Source organism: Streptomyces collinus (assembly GCF_031348265.1).
In the GTDB taxonomy this organism is placed as follows: Bacteria; Actinomycetota; Actinomycetes; order Streptomycetales; family Streptomycetaceae; genus Streptomyces; species Streptomyces collinus.
On record NZ_CP133771.1, the window covers coordinates 1,163,841 to 1,181,536 of the forward strand.

The window sequence follows — 17,696 nt, forward strand, 5'->3', positions numbered from 1 at the left end:
TGTCTTGATCGCGCACAAGACCGCAACGTTTCAGCCAAGTAAAAGCGTCATAAGTGACACGCATCACACGCGCCCCATCGCTCACCTCAGCACCGGTTGCGGTCCTCCGTGAGCACCCCCTGCACTGCGGTCAGAGTCCGGTCGTAGCAACCGCGTGACCCGTACAGCCGGTAGCGCTCGCTCGTGGTGCCGACCGCGTGGCGCTGGTCGCGCGGCACGTTCGCCGTGTACGTCGCGTCGCCCGTATAGGAGTTGTCGAGCCGCGACCACGTGGTGCGTCGTCCGCCGTGCGTGCCGACGACCGTGGCGCGGTCGCCGAGGGTCAGCACGGTGCGCAAGCGGTCGCCCGCACCGAGGGTGGTCGTGCCGTCCATCGTGTAGCGGCGGTGAGTCCGCGTCATACGCCCGCCGACGGTCACCGACTCGTCGTCCCTCCAGGCGGCTTCGAGAGCGTCACGCGTCTCGCCGTCGGTCCAGCGGTGCGTGGACGTGTTGGCGAGCGAGCGGCTGACGGTGGTCGTGACGCGGCCGTGCGACGTGTCGACGTAGCCGCCGACGGTCAGCCGGTGGGCGCCTTCGGTGTCGACCCGGTGCTCCGAACCAGGCCTGTGAACAGACGAGTTGGCGAGGTCACCCTCCTTGTGCACGGTGAGCTTCCCGGTGACCCGCGCGCGCTGCTCGTCCTGCCAGACCAGGACGTTCACGGGCGTGCTCCAGCCGGTCTGCCCCTCGGGCACGCCGACGACCGAGACCTCCACGCGGTGCGGGCGGCCGTCGTTGAGGATCCCGGCGAAGGGGGTGAGGTCGTAGGTGATCGGCTTGATGTCGAAGGCGCGCGGGCCCGGGATCACGTACCAGAGGAACGGGTTGGACCAGCCTCCGGTCCACACGGTCGGGAACGGTGCGGCGATCCCGGCGAGCCGCCCGTCCACGCTGATCTGCACCTCCCGGTAAGGACCCGCACCGGCCTTGCAGGAGTACGGAGCCGGCTCGGGCACGGTCAGGTACCAGTACTCCTCGCAGCCGCCGCCGGAGCCGGTCGCGTACACCTCGGCGACGATCCGTTCGCTGTTGCGAGGGGTGGTGAGGGCCGAGTCGCCGTCGAGCGTGAGGACCCGGTCGGGGCTCTTCCCGTCGGGGCGGCCCTGGTAGAACGTCAGCGTGACCTTGACGTCGAGGACGCCCGTGTAGGTGTCGTCGACGACGTTCCCGATGAGCATCTCGACGTCCCGGCCCGTGCGGAAGGTGTCGCTGTAGCGCGTGACGTCCTTCTCCACGGACCACTCGATGCCGTCCGGGGAGGGCTGCGGCGTCGACGTGCGGAAGATCTCGACCCCGCCGACGTGGAGGTAGCCGAGCCGGTCGTACTGGCGGCCCTTGACCTTGCCGTCGAGTTGGAGCACCACCTTGCTCCACCGGTCACCGCAGCCGTCGGGCGGGGTGTACGTGCCGCGATACGGGGTGAAGTCACGGAACTGCGCCTGGGCGAGGGTGACTTCGCACGTCTTTCCGGAGGGCCTCTCCACCGGCGGTGCGGCCGTGACCGGGTCGTGCCAGTCGGTGCCGAACTCGGCGGGGACGCCGGCCGCCGGGGCGGGGACGTCCGCCGCCCCGGCGGGTCCGGTGCCGAGGAGGGTGCCCGCCAGGAGGGTCGCTCCGGCAAGCATGGACATGACGATCCGTCTCTTCATGGGCGGTGTTCTACGGGGAGTCGGCCACCCGCGCAATGAGGACTAAGCAGCCAGGTCCGCCCTGTCCCCCATCACCACCACGGGACGCTGTCGCGGGTCGAGTGTGCGCAGGAGGTACCTCATCGCCCGCTCGGGCACGCTGACACAGGCCGACGTGCCGCTGCCGTGGTCCATGTGCAGCCAGATCCCGCCACCCTTCTCCTCGCCCTCGGGGCGGGTCTGGTCGTTCGGCGGGGTGCCCTTGACGCGGTTGTAGTCGATGGCGATGACGTAGTCGAAGTCGTGCCAGTGCGACTCGGCCCACCAGCGCGGGGCGGCGAAGCCCGCGGAGCGGGTGTACGGCAGCCGGGAGCCCGGGTCCGGCAGCACGCCGCCCGCGTCGCTGAGGGTGAACACGCCCACGGGACTGCGGTCGTCGTCCTCGCGATGGTCGGTGGTCCAGCCCTTCTTGCCGTTGTGCCCGGTCCAGCCGCGCTCCCGCTGCCAGGTCGAGCCGTGCTTCGTGTACAGGACGACCGTGGAGTCGGCGGAGTCCTTCCCGTCGCCGTAGACCGCGACGACCTGGCGGGAGGCGGACGGGATCCGCCGCTGGAGCCGGTCTCCGACGCCCGGGACGCGCGTCGGGGCGGCCGTGGCCGCCTGGGTGCGGGCCGCCCGGCCCGCGGCTTGTCCCGCCCCACCATTCCCCGCGCCGCCGCAGGCGGACGAGCTGTCAGGAAGGAGGCGAGGACCGCCGTCGCGGTCACGGCTCGTCGTACGCCACCACTGTGCATCGCTCCATGGTCGCACCGCGATCCGGGCGACGGCGGGCCGAGGCCCGGAGAGTCGGTGGCGCACGGCGCACGGCCGGTTCCGTTCGGTGGGCGGAAAACCTGTTGCCCGCCACCTCGCGACAGAGCGAACCTGTCACGGTTTGCTGCCCTCGCAGGCGGCCGCCCCCGCTCCCCCGCCGACCCGCCTCCCCACCCGTTCGCCCCCTGACACGAGCCACTGGGACGTCATGCAGATTCAAGACCTTCCGTACCCCGACCCAGGCGTGCCGGACGCGCGTTCGGGTCCCCGATTCCTGTGGTGGCTCTTCCGCAATCAGCTGGGCGGTCAGCTGAAGTCGCTGTCCTGGGGGCTGCTGCACTTCGCCTCCGTCGCCGCCCTGCCGTTCTGTGTCGGAGTCGCCGTGCAGGCCGTCGTCGACCGCTCCGGCACCGAGCTCGCCCTGGCGGGCGGGTTACTGGCGCTGGCCTGCGTCGGCAACGCGGTCGGCGACACCTTCCTGCACCGCACCGCGATCACCAACTGGATCACGGCGGCCGCCCGCGTCCAGCAACTGCTCGCCCGCAAGGCCGCCCATCTGGGCTCGGCGCTGACCCGGCGCGTCGCGGCAGGTGAGGTGGTCGCGGTTTCCACGGGTGACGTCGAGAAGATCGGCTGGTTCGTCGAGGCCCTGTCCCGCTTCACCGCGGCCCTGGTCACCATCGTGCTGGTCTGCGTCGGCCTGCTGGTCTACCAGCCGGCGCTCGGCGTGGTCGTCGCCGTGGGGCTGCCCGCACTGGCGCTCGCCGTGCTGCCGCTGCTCCCCCGCGCCACCCGGCGCGCCGACACCCAGCGCGAGAAGGCCGGACGCGCCACCGAACTCGCCTCGGACACCGTCGCCGGCCTGCGCGTGCTGCGCGGCATCGGCGGCGAGGAGCTGTTCCTCGACCGCTACCGCAGCGCCTCCCAGGAGGTCCGCCACGCGGCCGTGCGCAGCGCCCGGATGTGGGCCCTGATCTCCGCGATCCAGGTCCTGCTGCCCGGGCTGCTGCTCGTCGCCGTCGTCTGGTACGGCGTGGGGCTGGCGCGCGAGGGCCGGATCACCGTCGGCGAACTGGTCACCGTCTACAGCTCGGTGATGGTCCTCACCTACCCGCTGCGGCACTTCGAGGAGATCGCCATGGCGTACTCCTTCTCCCGCCCCTCCGCCAAACGGGCCGCGGGGGTGCTGTCGCTGCAACGGCCCACGGACACCGCGGGATCGCGCGCGGCCGAGGTTCCGTCAGGCGACCTGTACGACCCGGACACCGGGCTGCTCGCGCCCGCCGGACGGCTCACGGCCGTGGTGTGCGGCGACCCGGACGCGGCGGGCCTGCTGGCGGAACGGCTGGGCGGACACCCCTCCCAGGAGGGCACCTCGGTGCTGCTGGGCGGGGTACCGCTCGACGAACTCCCGCTGGACAGCGCCCGTACCGCCGTCCTCGTCCAGGACAAGGACCCGGTGCTGCTGTCCGGCACGCTGCGCGAGCTGCTCGACGTACCCGCGTCGGGCGCCGTCCAGCCGCGGGAGGCGCTGGCGGCCGCGCAGTGCGACGACGTGCTGGCGGCGCTGGTGCAGGGCTCGCTGGACGCGGGTGACCCGATGGACGCCCGGATCACCGAGCGCGGCCGGTCCCTGTCCGGCGGCCAGCGCCAGCGGCTCGCACTCGCCCGGTCGCTGATCACGGACCCGGAGGCGCTCGTCCTGGACGAGCCGACCTCGGCCGTCGACTCGCACACCGAGGCCCGGATCGCGCAGGGCGTGCGGGAGTTGCGCGACGGGCGCACGACCGTGGTGTTCACCTCCTCCCCGCTGCTCCTGGACCGCGCCGACCGGGTCGTGTTCCTGCACGACGGCGAGGCCGTGGCGGTGGGCGCGCATCGCGAGCTGGTGCGGACCGACCCCCGCTACCGGGCGGTGGTCACCCGCGAGACGGACGACGAGGCCGCCCTGAACGGCTCCGTCGCCCTGGACGACGTACTGCAGGAACTGGAAGAGATCGAGGAGAAGGCATGATCGGCGTCGCGCCACCGGCGTACGACCCGGCGGCCCCGACGACGGCGAACACCCTGCCGGTCGGCGCCCACGAGACCGTGCGCGCCTACGTGGCAGAGCTGTTGCGCCGGCACCGGCGGGCGTTCCTGCTGCTGGTCGCCGTCAACACGGCCGCCGTGATCGCCTCGATGGCCGGTCCCTGGCTGCTGGGCGGACTGGTGGAGCGGGTGTCCGACGGGGCGCGGGACCTGCGGCTGGAACTCACGGCCGGGCTCTTCGTGGCCGCGCTGGCCGTCCAGGCCGTGTTCGTCCGTCAGGTACGGCTGCGCGGCGCGATGCTGGGCGAGCGGATGCTGGCCGACCTGCGCGAGGACTTCCTCGTCCGGTCGGTCGGGCTGCCGCCCGGGGTGCTGGAACGGGCCGGGACCGGTGACCTGCTGTCGCGCATCACGACCGACATCGACCGCCTCGGCAACGCGATGCGTGAGGCCGTGCCTCAGCTGTCGATCGGCGTGGTGTGGGTGTTCCTGCTGATGGGCGGGCTGGTGATCACGGCGCCGCCGCTGGCCCTCGCCGTCCTGCTCGCCCTGCCGCTGCTGATCGTCGGCTGCCGCTGGTATTTCCGGCGGGCGCCCTCGGCCTACCGTTCCGAGGCCGCCGGGTACGCCGCCGTGGCCGCCGCGCTCGCCGAGACCGTGGACGCAGGGCGCACCGTCGAGGCCCACCGCCTCGGCGAGCGCCGTGTCGCGCTGTCGGAACGCCGCATCCGTGAGTGGACGGCCTGGGAGCGGTACACGCTCTGGCTGCGGTCGGTGCTCTTCCCGGTCATCAACACCACTCACGTGACCGTGCTCGCCTCCGTCCTGATGATCGGCGGCGTGTTCGCACTGCACGGGTGGATCGACGTCGGCCAGCTGACGACCGGCGCGCTGATCGCCCAGATGCTGGTCGACCCGGTGGGCATGATCCTGCGCTGGTACGACGAGCTGCAGGTGGCCCAGGTGTCGCTGGCCCGGCTCGTCGGGGTCCGGGACATCGAGCCGGAAGCCGGGGATCCCGCCGTGGAACCCGAAGGACGCCATGTACACGCCGACCGGGTGCACTTCGGGTACCTGGAGGGCGTGGACGTCCTGCGCAAGGTGTCCCTGGAGGTCGCGCCCGGCACCCGGCTGGCCCTGGTCGGCCCCTCGGGTGCGGGCAAGTCCACACTGGGGCGGCTGCTCGCCGGGATCTACGCGCCCCGGGACGGCCGGATCACCCTGGGCAGCGCCGAGCTGTCCCGGATGCCCGCCGAGCGCGTCCGCTCCCACGTGGCCCTGGTCAACCAGGAGCACCACGTCTTCGTGGGCTCCCTGCGCGACAACCTCCGGCTCGCGCGGACCGGTGCCGTCGACGCCGAGCTGTGGGCGGCGCTGGGCGCGGTCGACGCGGACGGCTGGGCCCGTGCGCTCGACGAGGGCCTCGACACCGAGGTCGGCTCGGGTGGTCTGGCGCTCACCCCGGCCCAGGCCCAGCAGATCGCGCTGGCCCGCCTGGTGCTGGCCGACCCGCACACGCTGGTCCTGGACGAGGCGACGTCGCTGCTCGACCCGCGCGCGGCCCGCAACCTGGAGCGCTCCCTGGCCCGGGTCCTCGACGGCCGCACCGTCGTCGCCATCGCCCACCGGCTGCACACCGCCCACGACGCGGACGTCATCGCCGTCGTCGAGAACGGCAGGATCAGCGAGCTGGGCAGCCACGACGAGCTGGTCGCCGCGGACGGGGCGTATGCGGCGCTGTGGAGGTCGTGGCACGGCTGAGCACCTCGTCGTGCGACACGGCCGCCCGCCTCTCAGGGGGGCGGTCGTGTCCTTGGCGTTGCGCGGTCACGAGCCTGGGTGGAAGGCTGGAATCAGGCACCGGCTCGGGGGACGCCCGGGAACCAGAGGTACGGGCGGCGTCAGTGCTCCGCGGCGGCGGCCCGGCACGGGCCCCGTGGATACGGGCCCGTCCCCACCCCCTGGAGGTACCCGTGAACAGCTCCGACGGCTGGGGAGACGACGTCTATCAGCCGGACCAAGACGAGCAGAGGGAGGACACGGGGCTGCTCGACGCCGAGGACACCCTGGAGAACGACGGCGTCGACGATCCCCTGGACCGGGGCTGGTCCCCTCCGGAGCGGCCCTGGGCCGTCGAACACCTCGGCGTGACTGCGGCCGAGCGACAGCGGGGCGAGACGCTGGACCAGCGGCTCTCCGAGGAACTGCCGGAGGCCGCCGCTCCGGACGGTGACGGCCTCGGGGACTGCACCGGCTCCGACGGGGAACTCCTGGACAACGAGGTCGGCGCCGCGCGCTCCGGCCGGCTCGTGGCACCCGACGAGGGCGCCCACGAGGACGAGGAGGAGGCACTGGTCGCCATGGACGTGGGCATCGACGGCGCCGCGGCATCGGCCGAGGAGGCCGCCGTGCACATCGTGGACGAGGACACCCTGTCCGGCTGATCGCCAGCCCGGCCCGAGCCGTTCGAGGAGCATCCATGCAGCAGGACAAGCACCCCGACTACCAGCCCGTCGTCTTCCGCGACCGCGCCGCCGGATACGCGTTCCTCACCCGGTCCACCGCGACCAGCGACCAGACCATCGAGTGGGACGACGGCGAGACCTACCCGGTCGTGGACGTGGAGATCTCCTCGGAGAGCCACCCCTTCTACACGGGCAGGGCCCGCACGGTGGACTCCGAGGGCCGGGTCGCCGCCTTCGAGCGGCGCTACGGCGGCGGCTGAGGGATTCCCCGGGACCGGCTGCGCTCAGATGACGTTGAGCGCGGCCGCGCAGCCCACCCCGCCGAGCAGCATGAACACCGGCATCAGCACCTTGAGCTCGACCCAGCTGCCCGCCCGGAACCGCATGGCCTTGGGCGGGCCGATCGGGTACCAGCGCTTGCGCCCGACCGGGATGGGCCACAGGATCGGGCAGCCGGACACCGTGAGCGCGTCCCCGATGTCGTGCACGATCGCGCCCAGCACCACCGGCAGTCCGAGCCACAGGTACTCCTGGCCCGGCGCCGTGAACAGCCAGTCCGCGCCGTTGCCGGGCTTGTCCAGCACGCCCGCGAGAATCCACGCGGTGGTCGCGGCCAGCAGCCACACCAGAACCTCGCTGCTGGAGCCGCGCGTCGCCCGCCACAGCAGGCCCTCGATGGCCAGGACCATGTGCACGAAGAGGATCGCCAGCACGCCCCAGCGGTCGCTGGTGATCGCCACCACCGAGGTGCCGGCCCCGATCAGCACCGCCCACAGCCAGGTGTGCGTGAGGGTGCGGTGCCCGCCGGAGCGGCGCGGGTCGCCCTGCTTCTTGGTCGCCTTGTAGACGGCGTACGACAGCTTGTCGACGATCTCGCACAGCCAGCGCGACACCGGTCCGAAGGACCGGGAGATGGTGGCCGCCTTGTGGTCGAGGTCCGGGGCGAGGGCGGCCCCGGCGCAGACCAGGGCGCCGACGAGCAGGACCGGCCAGGGCATCGGGTGCCCGGCCGCCGCGGCGGCCGCACCGACGCCGAGCCAGGCCGCGGCTCCCGACAGTGAGTGTGCTGGTCCCATCATGGCCGCTGCCCGCCCCATTCGTCCTGTGCCGCTGTCCAGTTCACCGGGCGCGCTGACGTCCCGTCGGCGCCCCAGCGTAGCGTTCGTGATCTTCGGGCCCGCAGCCGATTCCCGCATCGGGCACCGGGCCAGGCAAGATGGGGGCGTGACCCTCATCGATCAGCTGCCGCGGACCCCCGACCCCGATGCCTTGTACGAAGCCTTCGAGTCGTGGGCCGGCGAGCGGGGTCTCACGCTCTACCCCCACCAGGAGGAGGCGCTGATCGAGGTGGTCTCCGGCGCGAACGTGATCGTGTCGACGCCCACCGGCTCCGGCAAGAGCATGATCGCGGCGGGCGCGCACTTCGCGGCCCTGGCCCGGGACGAGGTCACCTTCTACACCGCCCCGATCAAGGCGCTGGTGTCGGAGAAGTTCTTCGAGCTGTGCAAGATCTTCGGCACCGAGAACGTCGGCATGCTCACCGGCGACGCCTCCGTCAACGCCGACGCCCCCGTCATCTGCTGCACCGCCGAGGTACTCGCGTCGATCGCGCTGCGCGACGGCAAGGACGCGGACGTCGGCCAGGTCGTGATGGACGAGTTCCACTTCTACGCGGAGGGCGACCGCGGCTGGGCTTGGCAGATCCCGATCCTGGAACTGCCGCAGGCGCAGTTCGTGCTGATGTCGGCGACGCTCGGCGACGTCTCCTTCTTCGAGAAGGACCTCGCCCGCCGCACGAACCGCCCGACCGCGGTGGTCCGCTCGGCGACCCGGCCGGTGCCACTCTCCTACGAGTACCGCTACACCCCGCTCACCGAGACGCTCACCGATCTGCTCTCCGCCCGGCAGGCGCCCGTCTACATCGTGCACTTCACACAGGCGCAGGCCGTGGAGCGGGCGCAGGCGCTGATGAGCATCAACATGTGCTCCAAGGAGGAGAAGGAGCAGATCGCCGATCTGATCGGCAACTTCCGCTTCACCACCAAGTTCGGCCGCAACCTCTCCCGTTACGTCCGGCACGGCATCGGCGTGCACCACGCCGGCATGCTGCCCAAGTACCGCCGCCTGGTGGAGAAGCTCGCGCAGGCCGGTCTGCTGAAGGTCATCTGCGGCACTGACACACTCGGCGTGGGCGTCAACGTCCCCATCCGCACCGTGCTGTTCACCGCCCTCACCAAGTACGACGGCACCCGTGTACGCACCCTGCGCGCCCGGGAGTTCCACCAGATCGCGGGCCGGGCCGGACGGGCCGGTTACGACACGGAGGGCTTCGTCGTCGCGCAGGCGCCCGAGCACGTCGTCGAGAACGAGAAGGCCCTCGCCAAGGCAGGTGACGACCCGAAGAAGCGCCGCAAGGTCGTCCGCAAGAAGGCCCCGGAGGGCTTCGTCGCCTGGTCGGAGCAGACCTTCGAGAAGCTCATCGGCTCCGAGCCGGAGCCGCTGACGTCCCGGTTCCGGGTGACGCACACGATGCTGCTGTCGGTGATCGCCCGCCCCGGCAACGCCTTCGAGGCGATGCGCCAGCTGCTGGAGGACAACCACGAGCCGCGCAAGCAGCAGTTGCGGCACATCCGCCGGGCCATCGCGATCTACCGGTCCCTGCTGGACGGCGGCATCGTCGAGAAGCTCGACGAGCCGGACGCCACCGGCCGCATCGTCCGCCTCACCGTGGATCTGCAGCAGGACTTCGCGCTCAACCAGCCGCTGTCCACCTTCGCGCTCGCCGCCTTCGAACTGCTCGACCCCGAGTCGCCGTCGTACGCGCTCGACATGGTGTCCGTCGTGGAGTCCACGCTCGACGACCCCCGGCAGATCCTCGCCGCCCAGCAGAACAAGGCGCGCGGTGAGGCCGTGGCCCAGATGAAGGCGGACGGGGTCGAGTACGAGGAGCGCATGGAGCGCCTCCAGGACATCACGTATCCCAAGCCGCTGGAGGAGCTGCTCTTCCACGCGTACAACACGTACCGCAAGAGCCACCCCTGGGTCGGCGACCATCCGCTGTCGCCGAAGTCGGTCATCCGCGACATGTACGAACGGGCCTTGTCCTTCACCGAGTTGGTCTCCCACTACGAGCTGGCCCGCACCGAGGGCATCGTGCTGCGCTATCTCGCCAGCGCCTACAAGGCCCTCGACCACACCGTGCCCGACGACCTCAAGTCCGAGGACCTCCAGGATCTGATCGCCTGGCTGGGCGAGATGGTGCGCCAGGTCGACTCCAGCCTGCTGGACGAGTGGGAGCAGCTGGCCAACCCGGCGGAGATGACCGCCGAGGAGGCCCAGGAGAAGGCCGACGAGGTCAAGCCGGTCACCGCCAACGCCCGCGCCTTCCGCGTCCTGGTCCGCAACGCCATGTTCCGCCGCGTGGAACTGGCCGCCCTCGACCAGGTCGGCGAACTGGGCGAGATGGACGGGGAGTCCGGCTGGGACGCCGACGCGTGGGGCGAGGCGATGGACAAGTACTGGGACGAGTACGAGGATCTCGGCACCGGGCCCGACGCCCGCGGCCCCAAGCTGCTGCTCATCGAGGAGGAGCCGGAGAACGCCCTGTGGCGGGTCCGGCAGATCTTCCACGACCCGAACGGCGACCACGACTGGGGTATCAGCGCGGAGGTCGATCTCACGGCCTCGGACGCGGAGGGCCGCGCGATCGTCCGCGTCACCGACGTCGGCCAGCTGTGACGGGCCGGGCAGCAGCGAGCACAGGAGAATCCCACCCATGACGACGAACCCGGCCGAGAGGCTCGTCGACCTGCTCGACCTGGAGCAGATCGAGGTCAACATCTTCCGCGGCCGCAGCCCGCAAGAGTCCCTGCAGCGGGTCTTCGGCGGGCAGGTGGCCGGGCAGGCGCTGGTCGCCGCCGGCCGCACCACGGAGGGCGACCGTCCCGTGCACTCGCTGCACGCGTACTTCCTGCGCCCCGGCCGGCCGGGGGTGCCGATCGTGTACCAGGTCGAACATGTGCGCGACGGGCGGTCCTTCACCACCCGCCGGGTCACGGCCGTGCAGCAGGGCCGCACGATCTTCAATCTCACCGCCTCCTTCCACAAGCCGGAGGAGGGCAGCTTCGAGCACCAGCTGCCGCCCGCCCGCAAGGTCCCGGACCCGGAGTCCCTGCCCACCGTCACGGACGAGATCCGCGAGCACCTGGGCGCGCTGCCCGAGCAGCTGGAGCGGATGGCCCGCCGCCAGCCCTTCGACATCCGCTACGTGGACCGCCTGCGCTGGACCGCCGAGGAGGCCCGGGACGCCGAGCCGCGCAGCGCCGTGTGGATGCGCGCGGTCGGGCCGCTGGGCGACGACCCGCTCGTGCACACCTGCGCCCTCACCTACGCCAGCGACATGACCCTCCTGGACGCCGTCCGCATCCCCGTCGAGCCGCTGTGGGGCCCGCGCGGCTTCGACATGGCGTCGCTCGACCACGCGATGTGGTTCCACCGTCCCTTCCGCGCGGACGACTGGCTCCTCTACGACCAGGAGTCGCCGATCGCGGTCGGCGGCCGGGGTCTGGCACGGGGCCGGATCTACGACCGTGAGGGCCGACTGGTCGTGTCCGTGGTGCAGGAGGGGCTCTTCCGGAAGCTGGGCTGACCTGGCTGTCCGACGATCGGGGTGGTGATCGGGGCGGCGATCGGAGTCCGGTGCGCGGGGTCCGGTGCGCCGGGGGCGGTGTGCGGTGCGCGGGGGCCAGAGCGCGGGGCTCCGATCGCGCCCCCGACCGGATCCGGCGACCATGGCAGGAGCAGGCACTGCCGACGTCGCACGCCCGCCGATCCGGGAGGTGGCCACGCTGCACACCGTGCTCCCCGTCGTGTTCGCGATCTGCGCGGCCTTCAGCAATGCCGTGGCGACCGTGCTGCAGCGCAAGGCGGCGCTCACCGTGCCCGCGTCCCAGGGGCTGCGGGCCGGTCTGATCGTCGATCTGCTGCGCCGCCCCGTCTGGCTGGCGGGCATCCTCGCCGTGATCGGCGCCGCCGTCTGCCAGGCGCTGGCGCTGGCCACCGGGCCGCTGACGATCGTGCAGCCGTTGTTCGTGCTGGAGCTGCCGCTCACCCTCATCGTGGCGTCGCTGCTGATGCACCGGCACCTGCCGGGCATGGGCTGGCTGGCCGTGGCCGTGGTGGTGGCGGGTCTGGCGGTCGCGCTCGCCGCTGCCGCCCCCGCCGGGAACCGTACGCATGTGGCGCTCGACCGCTGGGTTCCCGCGCTCGCCGTGTGTGCGGGTGCGGTCGTCGCCCTGGCTCTCGCCGCACTCCGGCGCCCGGAGGGCCGGGCCCGGGCCGCCTGCCTGGGGGCCGCGACGGCGATCAGCTACGCGGTGACCGCCGCACTGATGAAGGCCGCCATGCACATCCTCGACGACCAGGGTCTGGTGGGCTTTCTCACCGCCTGGCAGACCTACGCCTTCGCCGCCACCGGCGTGTGCGCCCTGTTCCTGCTGGAGAACGCCATGCAGGCCGGTCCGCTGGTCGCCTCGCAGCCCGCGCTCACCCTCGGCGACGCTCTGGTGAGCCTGGCCCTCGGCATCACCCTCTACGAGGAGACCATCCGCTCCGGGTGGTGGCTCCTGCCCCAGCTGTTCGGCGTCGCGCTGATCGCCGCAGGGGTTCTCGCACTGGCGCGGATTCCGTTCACGCAGTCGTTGGTGGCTCCGGACGAGGAACGCGAGACCGCGGCGGCACCCTGAGCGAAGGAGGTCCACCATGGGACGTCTCGGCGAGCGGGTGGCGATCGTCACCGGAGGAGCCGGAGACATCGGCAGCGCGGTGGCACGGGCCCTGGCGGCCGAGGGTGCCTCCGTCGTGATCGCCGACGTCCGGGACCCCGGGCGTCATCGACTGGGGGCGACCTCCTCGGGGAGCCCGAGGAGGTCGCCCGCATGGTCCTCTTCATCGTCATCGACGCGACCTTCTCGACGGGCAGTGAGTTCATCGTGGACGGCGGCATCCTGGCCGGGGCCCCGGCCGTCCTGACTCCGGACCAATGAGCCGCCGGGACGCCCTGCGACCGGGACGGCCGGCGACCGGTGGGTGGCCTGGTTGTCCGACCGAGCCGCCGTGTCGCCCGCGGCGGGTGGCCTCGTTGTCCGACCGGGCCGCCCCGGTCACCCGTCCGGCTGGCACCGGGGGCACCACACCGTGCCCCGCCCGGCCATACGGGACCTGCGCAGGCCGGTGCCGCAGCGCGGGCACGTCGGGTCCCGGTCGCCCCGGTGGCCGGTGAGCCAAGTGTCACGCGGGGGTACGCAACCGGCGGTGACGGAGGAGCGCAGGGTGCGCCGCATTTCGCTGAAGAGACGACGGCGGTCCTCCTGGGTCAGGTCACGCGCCCCCAGGTCCGGGCGCAGCCGGGCCCGCCACAGGATCTCGTCGGCGAGCAGATTGCCGAGGCCGGCAAGGACGGACTGGTCGGTGAGGGCCGTCTTGAGATGCCCGCGGCGCGATGAGAGCACCTCCTCGAACTCCGTACGGTCCACCGCCAGGGCGTCGGGCCCCTGCCGCCGCAGCAGCCGCTCCACGTCGGACTCGTCGTGGGCCAGCCAGAGCCCCTGCAGTTTGCGCTGGTCACGGAAGCGCAGCTGACGGCCGCCTCCCAGGGTGAACAGGACTCGGTCATGCGCTTCGACGGGATCATCGGCCTGACCGCACACCAGCCGCCCCGTCATGCCGAAGTGCAGTACGAGGGTGGGGCCGCCGGTGCGGGCCAGCAACCACTTGCCGTGCCGCTGCGGCGCGCCGAAACGCCGTCCCTCCAGCGCCTCCCGCAGTCCCCCGGCGTCGACCCCGTGCAGGACGCCCGGGTCCCGCACCTCGACGCGCCGGATGACGCGTCCCTTCGCGCAGGACTGGAGCACCTGCCGGAAGCCCTCGACGTCGGGGAGCTCGGGCACGGCCGGTGGGTCAGGTTTCCTGGAGGACGGACAGCACGTTCCCCGCGGGGTCGGTGAACCAGGCGATCAGCGGGCCGCCGCCGCGGAAGATGCCCTTGTCGTCCGTCTTGAGGTGGTCGTAGCGCTCGAAGCGCACCCCTTTCCCGGCCAGCTCGTCGACCGCGGCCTCGATGTCGTCGACCGGGAAGTTGAGGATGGTGAACGTGGCCGGGGTGTGGTCCGGCTTGGGATAGACCAGGGTGTCCCGGTCACCCGCGAGGTGCAGGATCAGCATCCCGTTCTCCTCCGACACGCGAAGCCCGAGCGTGTCTGCGTAGAACGCCCTGGCCGCCTCGATGTCGTTCACCGAGAACCCACTGAACGCCTTCGTCGTACCGAACATGATCGCCTCCCGGGGACAGTCTCCTCAGGGGAGGACCCGGGCGCATCCGGAAACTCATCGGTCAGCGGGCCGACCAGCGGTGATGCCGTACCGCGGGAGTCACCCGGCCGGACGACGGCCTCTGCGGCGGAGCCAGCTCAGCAGGCCGTGGGGAGGGGTGGGCTCGGGAGGTGCGGGCCGTTCCGCCACCGGAGCCGGGGCCGGGGTCGGGGTCGAGGCCGGGGTCGCGGTCGCGGTCGGGGTCGCGGTCGCGGTCGGCGTGAGCGGACGAGGTCCGGGCGGAGGTGTCGGGAGGAGCCCTTCCGCCACGGGGTGCCGGCGTCGGGCCTCCTCCAGCGTGTGGGCCAGGTCCGCGCGGAACCAGGAAACCTCGTCCGGCTCGCTCGCCGTCATCAGCTCCTCCGCCAGCTCGGCGGCGGCCGAACCCGGTGCGCCGTGCGCCGGGAGCCGAGGTCGGCGGTCGGCCAGGAGCGCACGCTCCCGGGGGTCCGGGACGATGTCCGCCACGTCGGCCGGGTCGAGGAGGCAGGCGACCGCTGCCGCGCGGGCCCAGGGATCGCCCCCCGCCTCCCGGGTCAGGAATCCGACGTGACGCCCCCGCCAGTTGCGCGGCCGCCGGTCCATTCCGGCCTTCAGCCCTTCCCTGATCTCAACGGGGGTGCGACGGGCGGTCAGCAACCCGGCGTTGCTCCTCTCGGCCGCGAACTGCCTCAGCTCTTCGGCCAGATACAACCAGACGACGGTCCGGTAGCGGTTGAGGTAGAAGGTCACCGGGACGAGCAGGCCATAGCGCGCGAGGCTCGTGAACCTGGTGGGTGCCACCTCCATGAGCCGGGCTCCCTCGGTGGTGCCGACGGTCGCGACGCGCTCGCGCAGGATGTCCGGAAACCCCTCCCCGGAGCGCAGCCGGTCGATCTCGGCCCGGGCGACGCGCCGGCCCCCGCCTCCTTCGTCGGGAACGGTCCGGATGAGCCCCAGGTTCACTGCGAGCTCGAACTCTCCCCGCTTCAGGTCCAGTTCCCGGGCGGCCCGGCTGGGGGCGCAGGTGGGGCGGTCGGGTGTCGTGCCGGTGCGTGACATGGTCGGTCTCCCCCGTGGAGTCAGAGTCAGCGGCTCACTGCCGCGTGCGATCGCCGTGTGCGGCCGCCGTACGCGATCGCCCGTCTGCACTTCGCCGTCTGCGATCGCCGTGAAAAGACCGTAGCCGGTTCGGCGCATCGCGTGGCGAGCCTGTGGATAACTCCACGGGGATGACGAACGTGCAGGTCAGAGGTCCGTGATCGGTTTCGGTTCGGGCTGGCGTGCGTCCACGTCGAGGTGCTCGCCGACCCGGTTGACCAGCAGTGTCATCTCGTAGGCGATCTGGCCGATGTCGGCCTCCGCGCCGCTGAGTACGCACAGACAGCTGCCCGTGCCGGCCGCGGTGACGAAGAGCACCGCGTCGTCGAACTCGATCATCGTCTGGCGGACGCTGCCCGCGCCGAAGTGCCGTCCGGAGCCCTTTGCCAGGCTGTGCAGCCCGGACGACACGGCCGCGAGGTGCTCGGCGTCCTCGCGGCGCAGTCCGGTGCTCGCGCCGGTCACCAGGCCGTCGTTGGACAGGACGAGTGCGTGCCGCACCTCGTGGACGCGCTCGGTCAGGTCGTCCAGCAGCCAGTCGAGTCCCTGGTTCTGCGCCATCTTCCGGTCTCCCCGTTTTCTCCCCGTGTGATTCCCCTCCTGGCCGGAGGATCTCCATCTCAGCCTTCCCCACGACCGCGGCCGGGGCAAGGAGGATGGGAGCCATGGCAGAGAAGATGACCGACGCGCAATGGCGGGAGTTCATTTCCCACGGCACCCGCACCGCGAAGCTGTCCACGGTCCGGGCGGACGGCAGCCCGCACGTGACCCCGATCTGGTTCCTGCTGGACGGGGACGAGGTGGTGTTCAACACCGGCAAGGACAGCGTGAAGGGGCGCAACATCCTCCGGGACGGCCGGATCGCCCTGTGCGTGGACGACGACCGGCCGCCGTACTCGTTCGTGGTGTTGCGGGGCCGTGCCCGTGTCTCGGACGACCTCGACGAGATTCGGCACTGGGCCACCCGGATCGGTGCCCGGTACATGGGCGAGGAGCGCGCCGAGGAGTTCGGCGCGCGCAACGGCGTGCCCGGTGAACTCCTCGTCCGTGTCACCGTCGACAGGGTGCTGGCGGAGCGGGACGTCGCGAACTGACCGAGGGAAGGCCCCTGGTCCGCGGTCAGCCGACCGAATCGAGCAGCCGGGCGGTGTGCATCCGCCCGGCGTACTCGACGAGCCGGATCAGCACCTCCTTCCCCGAGTCGCGGTCTCGGGCGTCGCACAGCACCACGGGTGTGCCCCTGTCCAGGTCGAGGGCGCGCGAGACGTCCGGGGCGCCGTGCCGCCGGGCGCCCGCGAAGCAGTTGACCGCGACGACGAAGGGGATGCGCCGGTGCTCGAAGTAGTCGACCGCGGGGAAGCAGTCCTCCAGGCGACGGGTGTCCGCGAGGACGACCGCGCCGAGCGCCCCTTGCGACAACTCGTCCCACAGGAACCAGAACCGGTCCTGGCCCGGGGTGCCGAACAGGTAGAGGGACAGGCCGGACCGGATGGTGATGCGTCCGAAGTCCATGGCGACGGTCGTGGTGGTCTTGTGGTCCACGCCGTCGGTGTCGTCCACCGACTGCCCTGCTTCGCTGAGGAGTTCCTCGGTGCGCAGTGGCCGGATCTCGCTGACGGCGCCCACCAGGGTGGTCTTGCCCACGCCGAATCCGCCGGCGACCAGAATCTTCAGCGCCAGTGCGCCGCTCTCGCCGCCCGGGGCGTCGGAGTGCTCGGAGACCATTGATCACTTCTCTCAGGAGTGCCGGTGTGTTGAGTGCGTGAGTGCTGTGGGTGCTCTGGGTGGTGTGGTCGGGTGGGAATGTGGGGCGTCGGGGCGTTGGGGCGTCGCGGCGTGGGACGTTGGGGCTACAGCGCTCTCAGGCCCTCAATCACCTCGCGCAGGATCCGTTCGTCGGGCAGCTGCGCCGGTGGTACGGGACGGCTGACGGTGACGCAGCCGAGTTCCAGGAGATCGCCGAGGAGCACCCTGACCACACCGACGGGCAGGTCCGCGCCGGCGGCGAGTTCGGCGACCGACTGGGTTTCCGGACGGCACAGGTCGATGAGGTTGCGGTGTTCCGGGCCGAGCGGGGCATCGTCCACTCCGGGTGCGCCCGGGTCCAGCGTGACCAGGGCGATCAGGTCGAACCGAACGCCGGTGGGGCCGGGCCGGGTGCGTCCGCCCGTCATGGCGTAGGGGCGGACGAGCGGGCCGGCCTCGTTGTCGTACCACTGGCTGCCCTGCTCGCGCGGGGAGCCCGTCATGTCCTCGGTCATCTGCGCGG

General features: G+C 71.9%; 17 protein-coding genes and 1 pseudogene. 9 read left to right on the top strand and 9 right to left on the bottom strand.

Annotated elements, in window-relative coordinates; translation table 11 throughout:
• Positions 1–86: 86 nt before the first annotated feature.
• Positions 87–1,691: a peptide-N4-asparagine amidase gene (locus RFN52_RS05100; protein ID WP_184842939.1), complete on the bottom strand. Its 1,605-nt coding sequence runs from the start codon at positions 1,689–1,691 to the stop codon at positions 87–89.
• Between the two features lie 42 nt (positions 1,692–1,733).
• Positions 1,734–2,480 (bottom strand): L,D-transpeptidase family protein, encoded by a 747-nt coding sequence (locus tag RFN52_RS05105; protein WP_184842942.1) that lies wholly within the window; start codon positions 2,478–2,480, stop codon positions 1,734–1,736.
• A gap of 211 nt (positions 2,481–2,691) precedes the next feature.
• Between RFN52_RS05105 and RFN52_RS05110 the strand changes: the two genes are divergently transcribed.
• From RFN52_RS05110 to RFN52_RS05125, 4 genes are all read left to right on the top strand, one after another.
• Complete coding sequence (locus RFN52_RS05110; protein WP_184842945.1) at positions 2,692–4,497, top strand: ABC transporter ATP-binding protein; 1,806 nt, start codon at positions 2,692–2,694, stop codon at positions 4,495–4,497.
• On the top strand, positions 4,494–6,275 hold the full coding sequence (locus RFN52_RS05115) for an ABC transporter ATP-binding protein (RefSeq protein ID WP_184842948.1): 1,782 nt from the start codon (positions 4,494–4,496) through the stop codon (positions 6,273–6,275). Before RFN52_RS05110 ends, RFN52_RS05115 begins: the two co-directional genes overlap by 4 nt.
• 212 nt (positions 6,276–6,487) lie before the next feature.
• Positions 6,488–6,958: a DUF5709 domain-containing protein gene (locus tag RFN52_RS05120; RefSeq protein ID WP_184842951.1), complete on the top strand. Its 471-nt coding sequence runs from the start codon at positions 6,488–6,490 to the stop codon at positions 6,956–6,958.
• A gap of 35 nt (positions 6,959–6,993) precedes the next feature.
• The gene (locus RFN52_RS05125) at positions 6,994–7,239 is read left to right on the top strand and encodes a type B 50S ribosomal protein L31 (RefSeq protein WP_062925494.1); all 246 of its coding nucleotides are present in this window, start codon (positions 6,994–6,996) and stop codon (positions 7,237–7,239) included.
• A 24-nt stretch (positions 7,240–7,263) separates the two neighbouring features.
• Here RFN52_RS05125 and RFN52_RS05130 read toward each other — a convergent pair whose 3' ends face one another.
• Complete coding sequence (locus RFN52_RS05130; RefSeq protein WP_184842954.1) at positions 7,264–8,058, bottom strand: metal-dependent hydrolase; 795 nt, start codon at positions 8,056–8,058, stop codon at positions 7,264–7,266.
• Positions 8,059–8,203: 145 nt separating this feature from the next.
• Between RFN52_RS05130 and RFN52_RS05135 the strand changes: the two genes are divergently transcribed.
• The 4 genes and pseudogenes from RFN52_RS05135 to RFN52_RS40045 form a co-directional block, all read left to right on the top strand.
• A complete protein-coding gene (locus tag RFN52_RS05135) occupies positions 8,204–10,717 on the top strand; it encodes a DEAD/DEAH box helicase (RefSeq protein ID WP_184842957.1) in 2,514 nt (837 codons plus the stop codon).
• 37 nt (positions 10,718–10,754) lie between these two features.
• Positions 10,755–11,627, top strand: a complete 873-nt coding sequence (locus RFN52_RS05140; RefSeq protein ID WP_033307195.1) for an acyl-CoA thioesterase — start codon at positions 10,755–10,757, stop codon at positions 11,625–11,627.
• Positions 11,628–11,826: 199 nt separating this feature from the next.
• Positions 11,827–12,723, top strand: a complete 897-nt coding sequence (locus RFN52_RS05145; RefSeq protein ID WP_184853797.1) for a DMT family transporter — start codon at positions 11,827–11,829, stop codon at positions 12,721–12,723.
• 16 nt (positions 12,724–12,739) lie between these two features.
• Positions 12,740–12,862, top strand: a pseudogene (locus tag RFN52_RS40045) (SDR family NAD(P)-dependent oxidoreductase); the annotation flags it as partial.
• 278 nt (positions 12,863–13,140) lie between these two features.
• On the opposite strand, the gene RFN52_RS05155 reads toward RFN52_RS40045, so the two are convergent.
• The 4 genes from RFN52_RS05155 to RFN52_RS05170 form a co-directional block, all read right to left on the bottom strand.
• Positions 13,141–13,926: an Fpg/Nei family DNA glycosylase gene (locus RFN52_RS05155; RefSeq protein WP_184842960.1), complete on the bottom strand. Its 786-nt coding sequence runs from the start codon at positions 13,924–13,926 to the stop codon at positions 13,141–13,143.
• 10 nt (positions 13,927–13,936) lie between these two features.
• Positions 13,937–14,308, bottom strand: coding sequence for a VOC family protein (locus RFN52_RS05160; protein WP_184842963.1), 372 nt, complete (start codon positions 14,306–14,308; stop codon positions 13,937–13,939).
• A 99-nt stretch (positions 14,309–14,407) separates the two neighbouring features.
• Positions 14,408–15,388, bottom strand: coding sequence for a DUF6397 family protein (locus tag RFN52_RS05165; protein ID WP_184842966.1), 981 nt, complete (start codon positions 15,386–15,388; stop codon positions 14,408–14,410).
• 186 nt (positions 15,389–15,574) lie between these two features.
• Positions 15,575–15,988: a roadblock/LC7 domain-containing protein gene (locus tag RFN52_RS05170; protein WP_031107031.1), complete on the bottom strand. Its 414-nt coding sequence runs from the start codon at positions 15,986–15,988 to the stop codon at positions 15,575–15,577.
• 104 nt (positions 15,989–16,092) lie between these two features.
• On the opposite strand from RFN52_RS05170, the gene RFN52_RS05175 reads away from it, so the two are divergent.
• Complete coding sequence (locus RFN52_RS05175; protein ID WP_184842969.1) at positions 16,093–16,521, top strand: PPOX class F420-dependent oxidoreductase; 429 nt, start codon at positions 16,093–16,095, stop codon at positions 16,519–16,521.
• Positions 16,522–16,546: 25 nt separating this feature from the next.
• On the opposite strand, the gene RFN52_RS05180 is transcribed toward RFN52_RS05175, so the two are convergent.
• The gene (locus tag RFN52_RS05180) at positions 16,547–17,152 is read right to left on the bottom strand and encodes a GTP-binding protein (protein WP_184842973.1); all 606 of its coding nucleotides are present in this window, start codon (positions 17,150–17,152) and stop codon (positions 16,547–16,549) included.
• 125 nt (positions 17,153–17,277) lie between these two features.
• Positions 17,278–17,688 (bottom strand): DUF742 domain-containing protein, encoded by a 411-nt coding sequence (locus tag RFN52_RS05185; protein WP_184842976.1) that lies wholly within the window; start codon positions 17,686–17,688, stop codon positions 17,278–17,280.
• Between the last annotated feature and the right edge of the window lie 8 nt (positions 17,689–17,696).

Coding starts and splice junctions, on each gene's coding strand:
- RFN52_RS05160 (WP_184842963.1), bottom strand. CDS start 14,308: ATGTTCGGTACGACGAAGGCGTTCAGTGGGTTCTCGGTGAACGACATC.
- RFN52_RS05180 (WP_184842973.1), bottom strand. CDS start 17,152: ATGGTCTCCGAGCACTCCGACGCCCCGGGCGGCGAGAGCGGCGCACTG.
- RFN52_RS05165 (WP_184842966.1), bottom strand. CDS start 15,388: ATGTCACGCACCGGCACGACACCCGACCGCCCCACCTGCGCCCCCAGC.
- RFN52_RS05125 (WP_062925494.1), top strand. CDS start 6,994: ATGCAGCAGGACAAGCACCCCGACTACCAGCCCGTCGTCTTCCGCGAC.
- RFN52_RS05175 (WP_184842969.1), top strand. CDS start 16,093: ATGGCAGAGAAGATGACCGACGCGCAATGGCGGGAGTTCATTTCCCAC.
- RFN52_RS05140 (WP_033307195.1), top strand. CDS start 10,755: ATGACGACGAACCCGGCCGAGAGGCTCGTCGACCTGCTCGACCTGGAG.
- RFN52_RS05110 (WP_184842945.1), top strand. CDS start 2,692: ATGCAGATTCAAGACCTTCCGTACCCCGACCCAGGCGTGCCGGACGCG.
- RFN52_RS05100 (WP_184842939.1), bottom strand. CDS start 1,691: ATGAAGAGACGGATCGTCATGTCCATGCTTGCCGGAGCGACCCTCCTG.
- RFN52_RS05185 (WP_184842976.1), bottom strand. CDS start 17,688: ATGACCGAGGACATGACGGGCTCCCCGCGCGAGCAGGGCAGCCAGTGG.
- RFN52_RS05170 (WP_031107031.1), bottom strand. CDS start 15,988: ATGGCGCAGAACCAGGGACTCGACTGGCTGCTGGACGACCTGACCGAG.
- RFN52_RS05130 (WP_184842954.1), bottom strand. CDS start 8,058: ATGATGGGACCAGCACACTCACTGTCGGGAGCCGCGGCCTGGCTCGGC.
- RFN52_RS05115 (WP_184842948.1), top strand. CDS start 4,494: ATGATCGGCGTCGCGCCACCGGCGTACGACCCGGCGGCCCCGACGACG.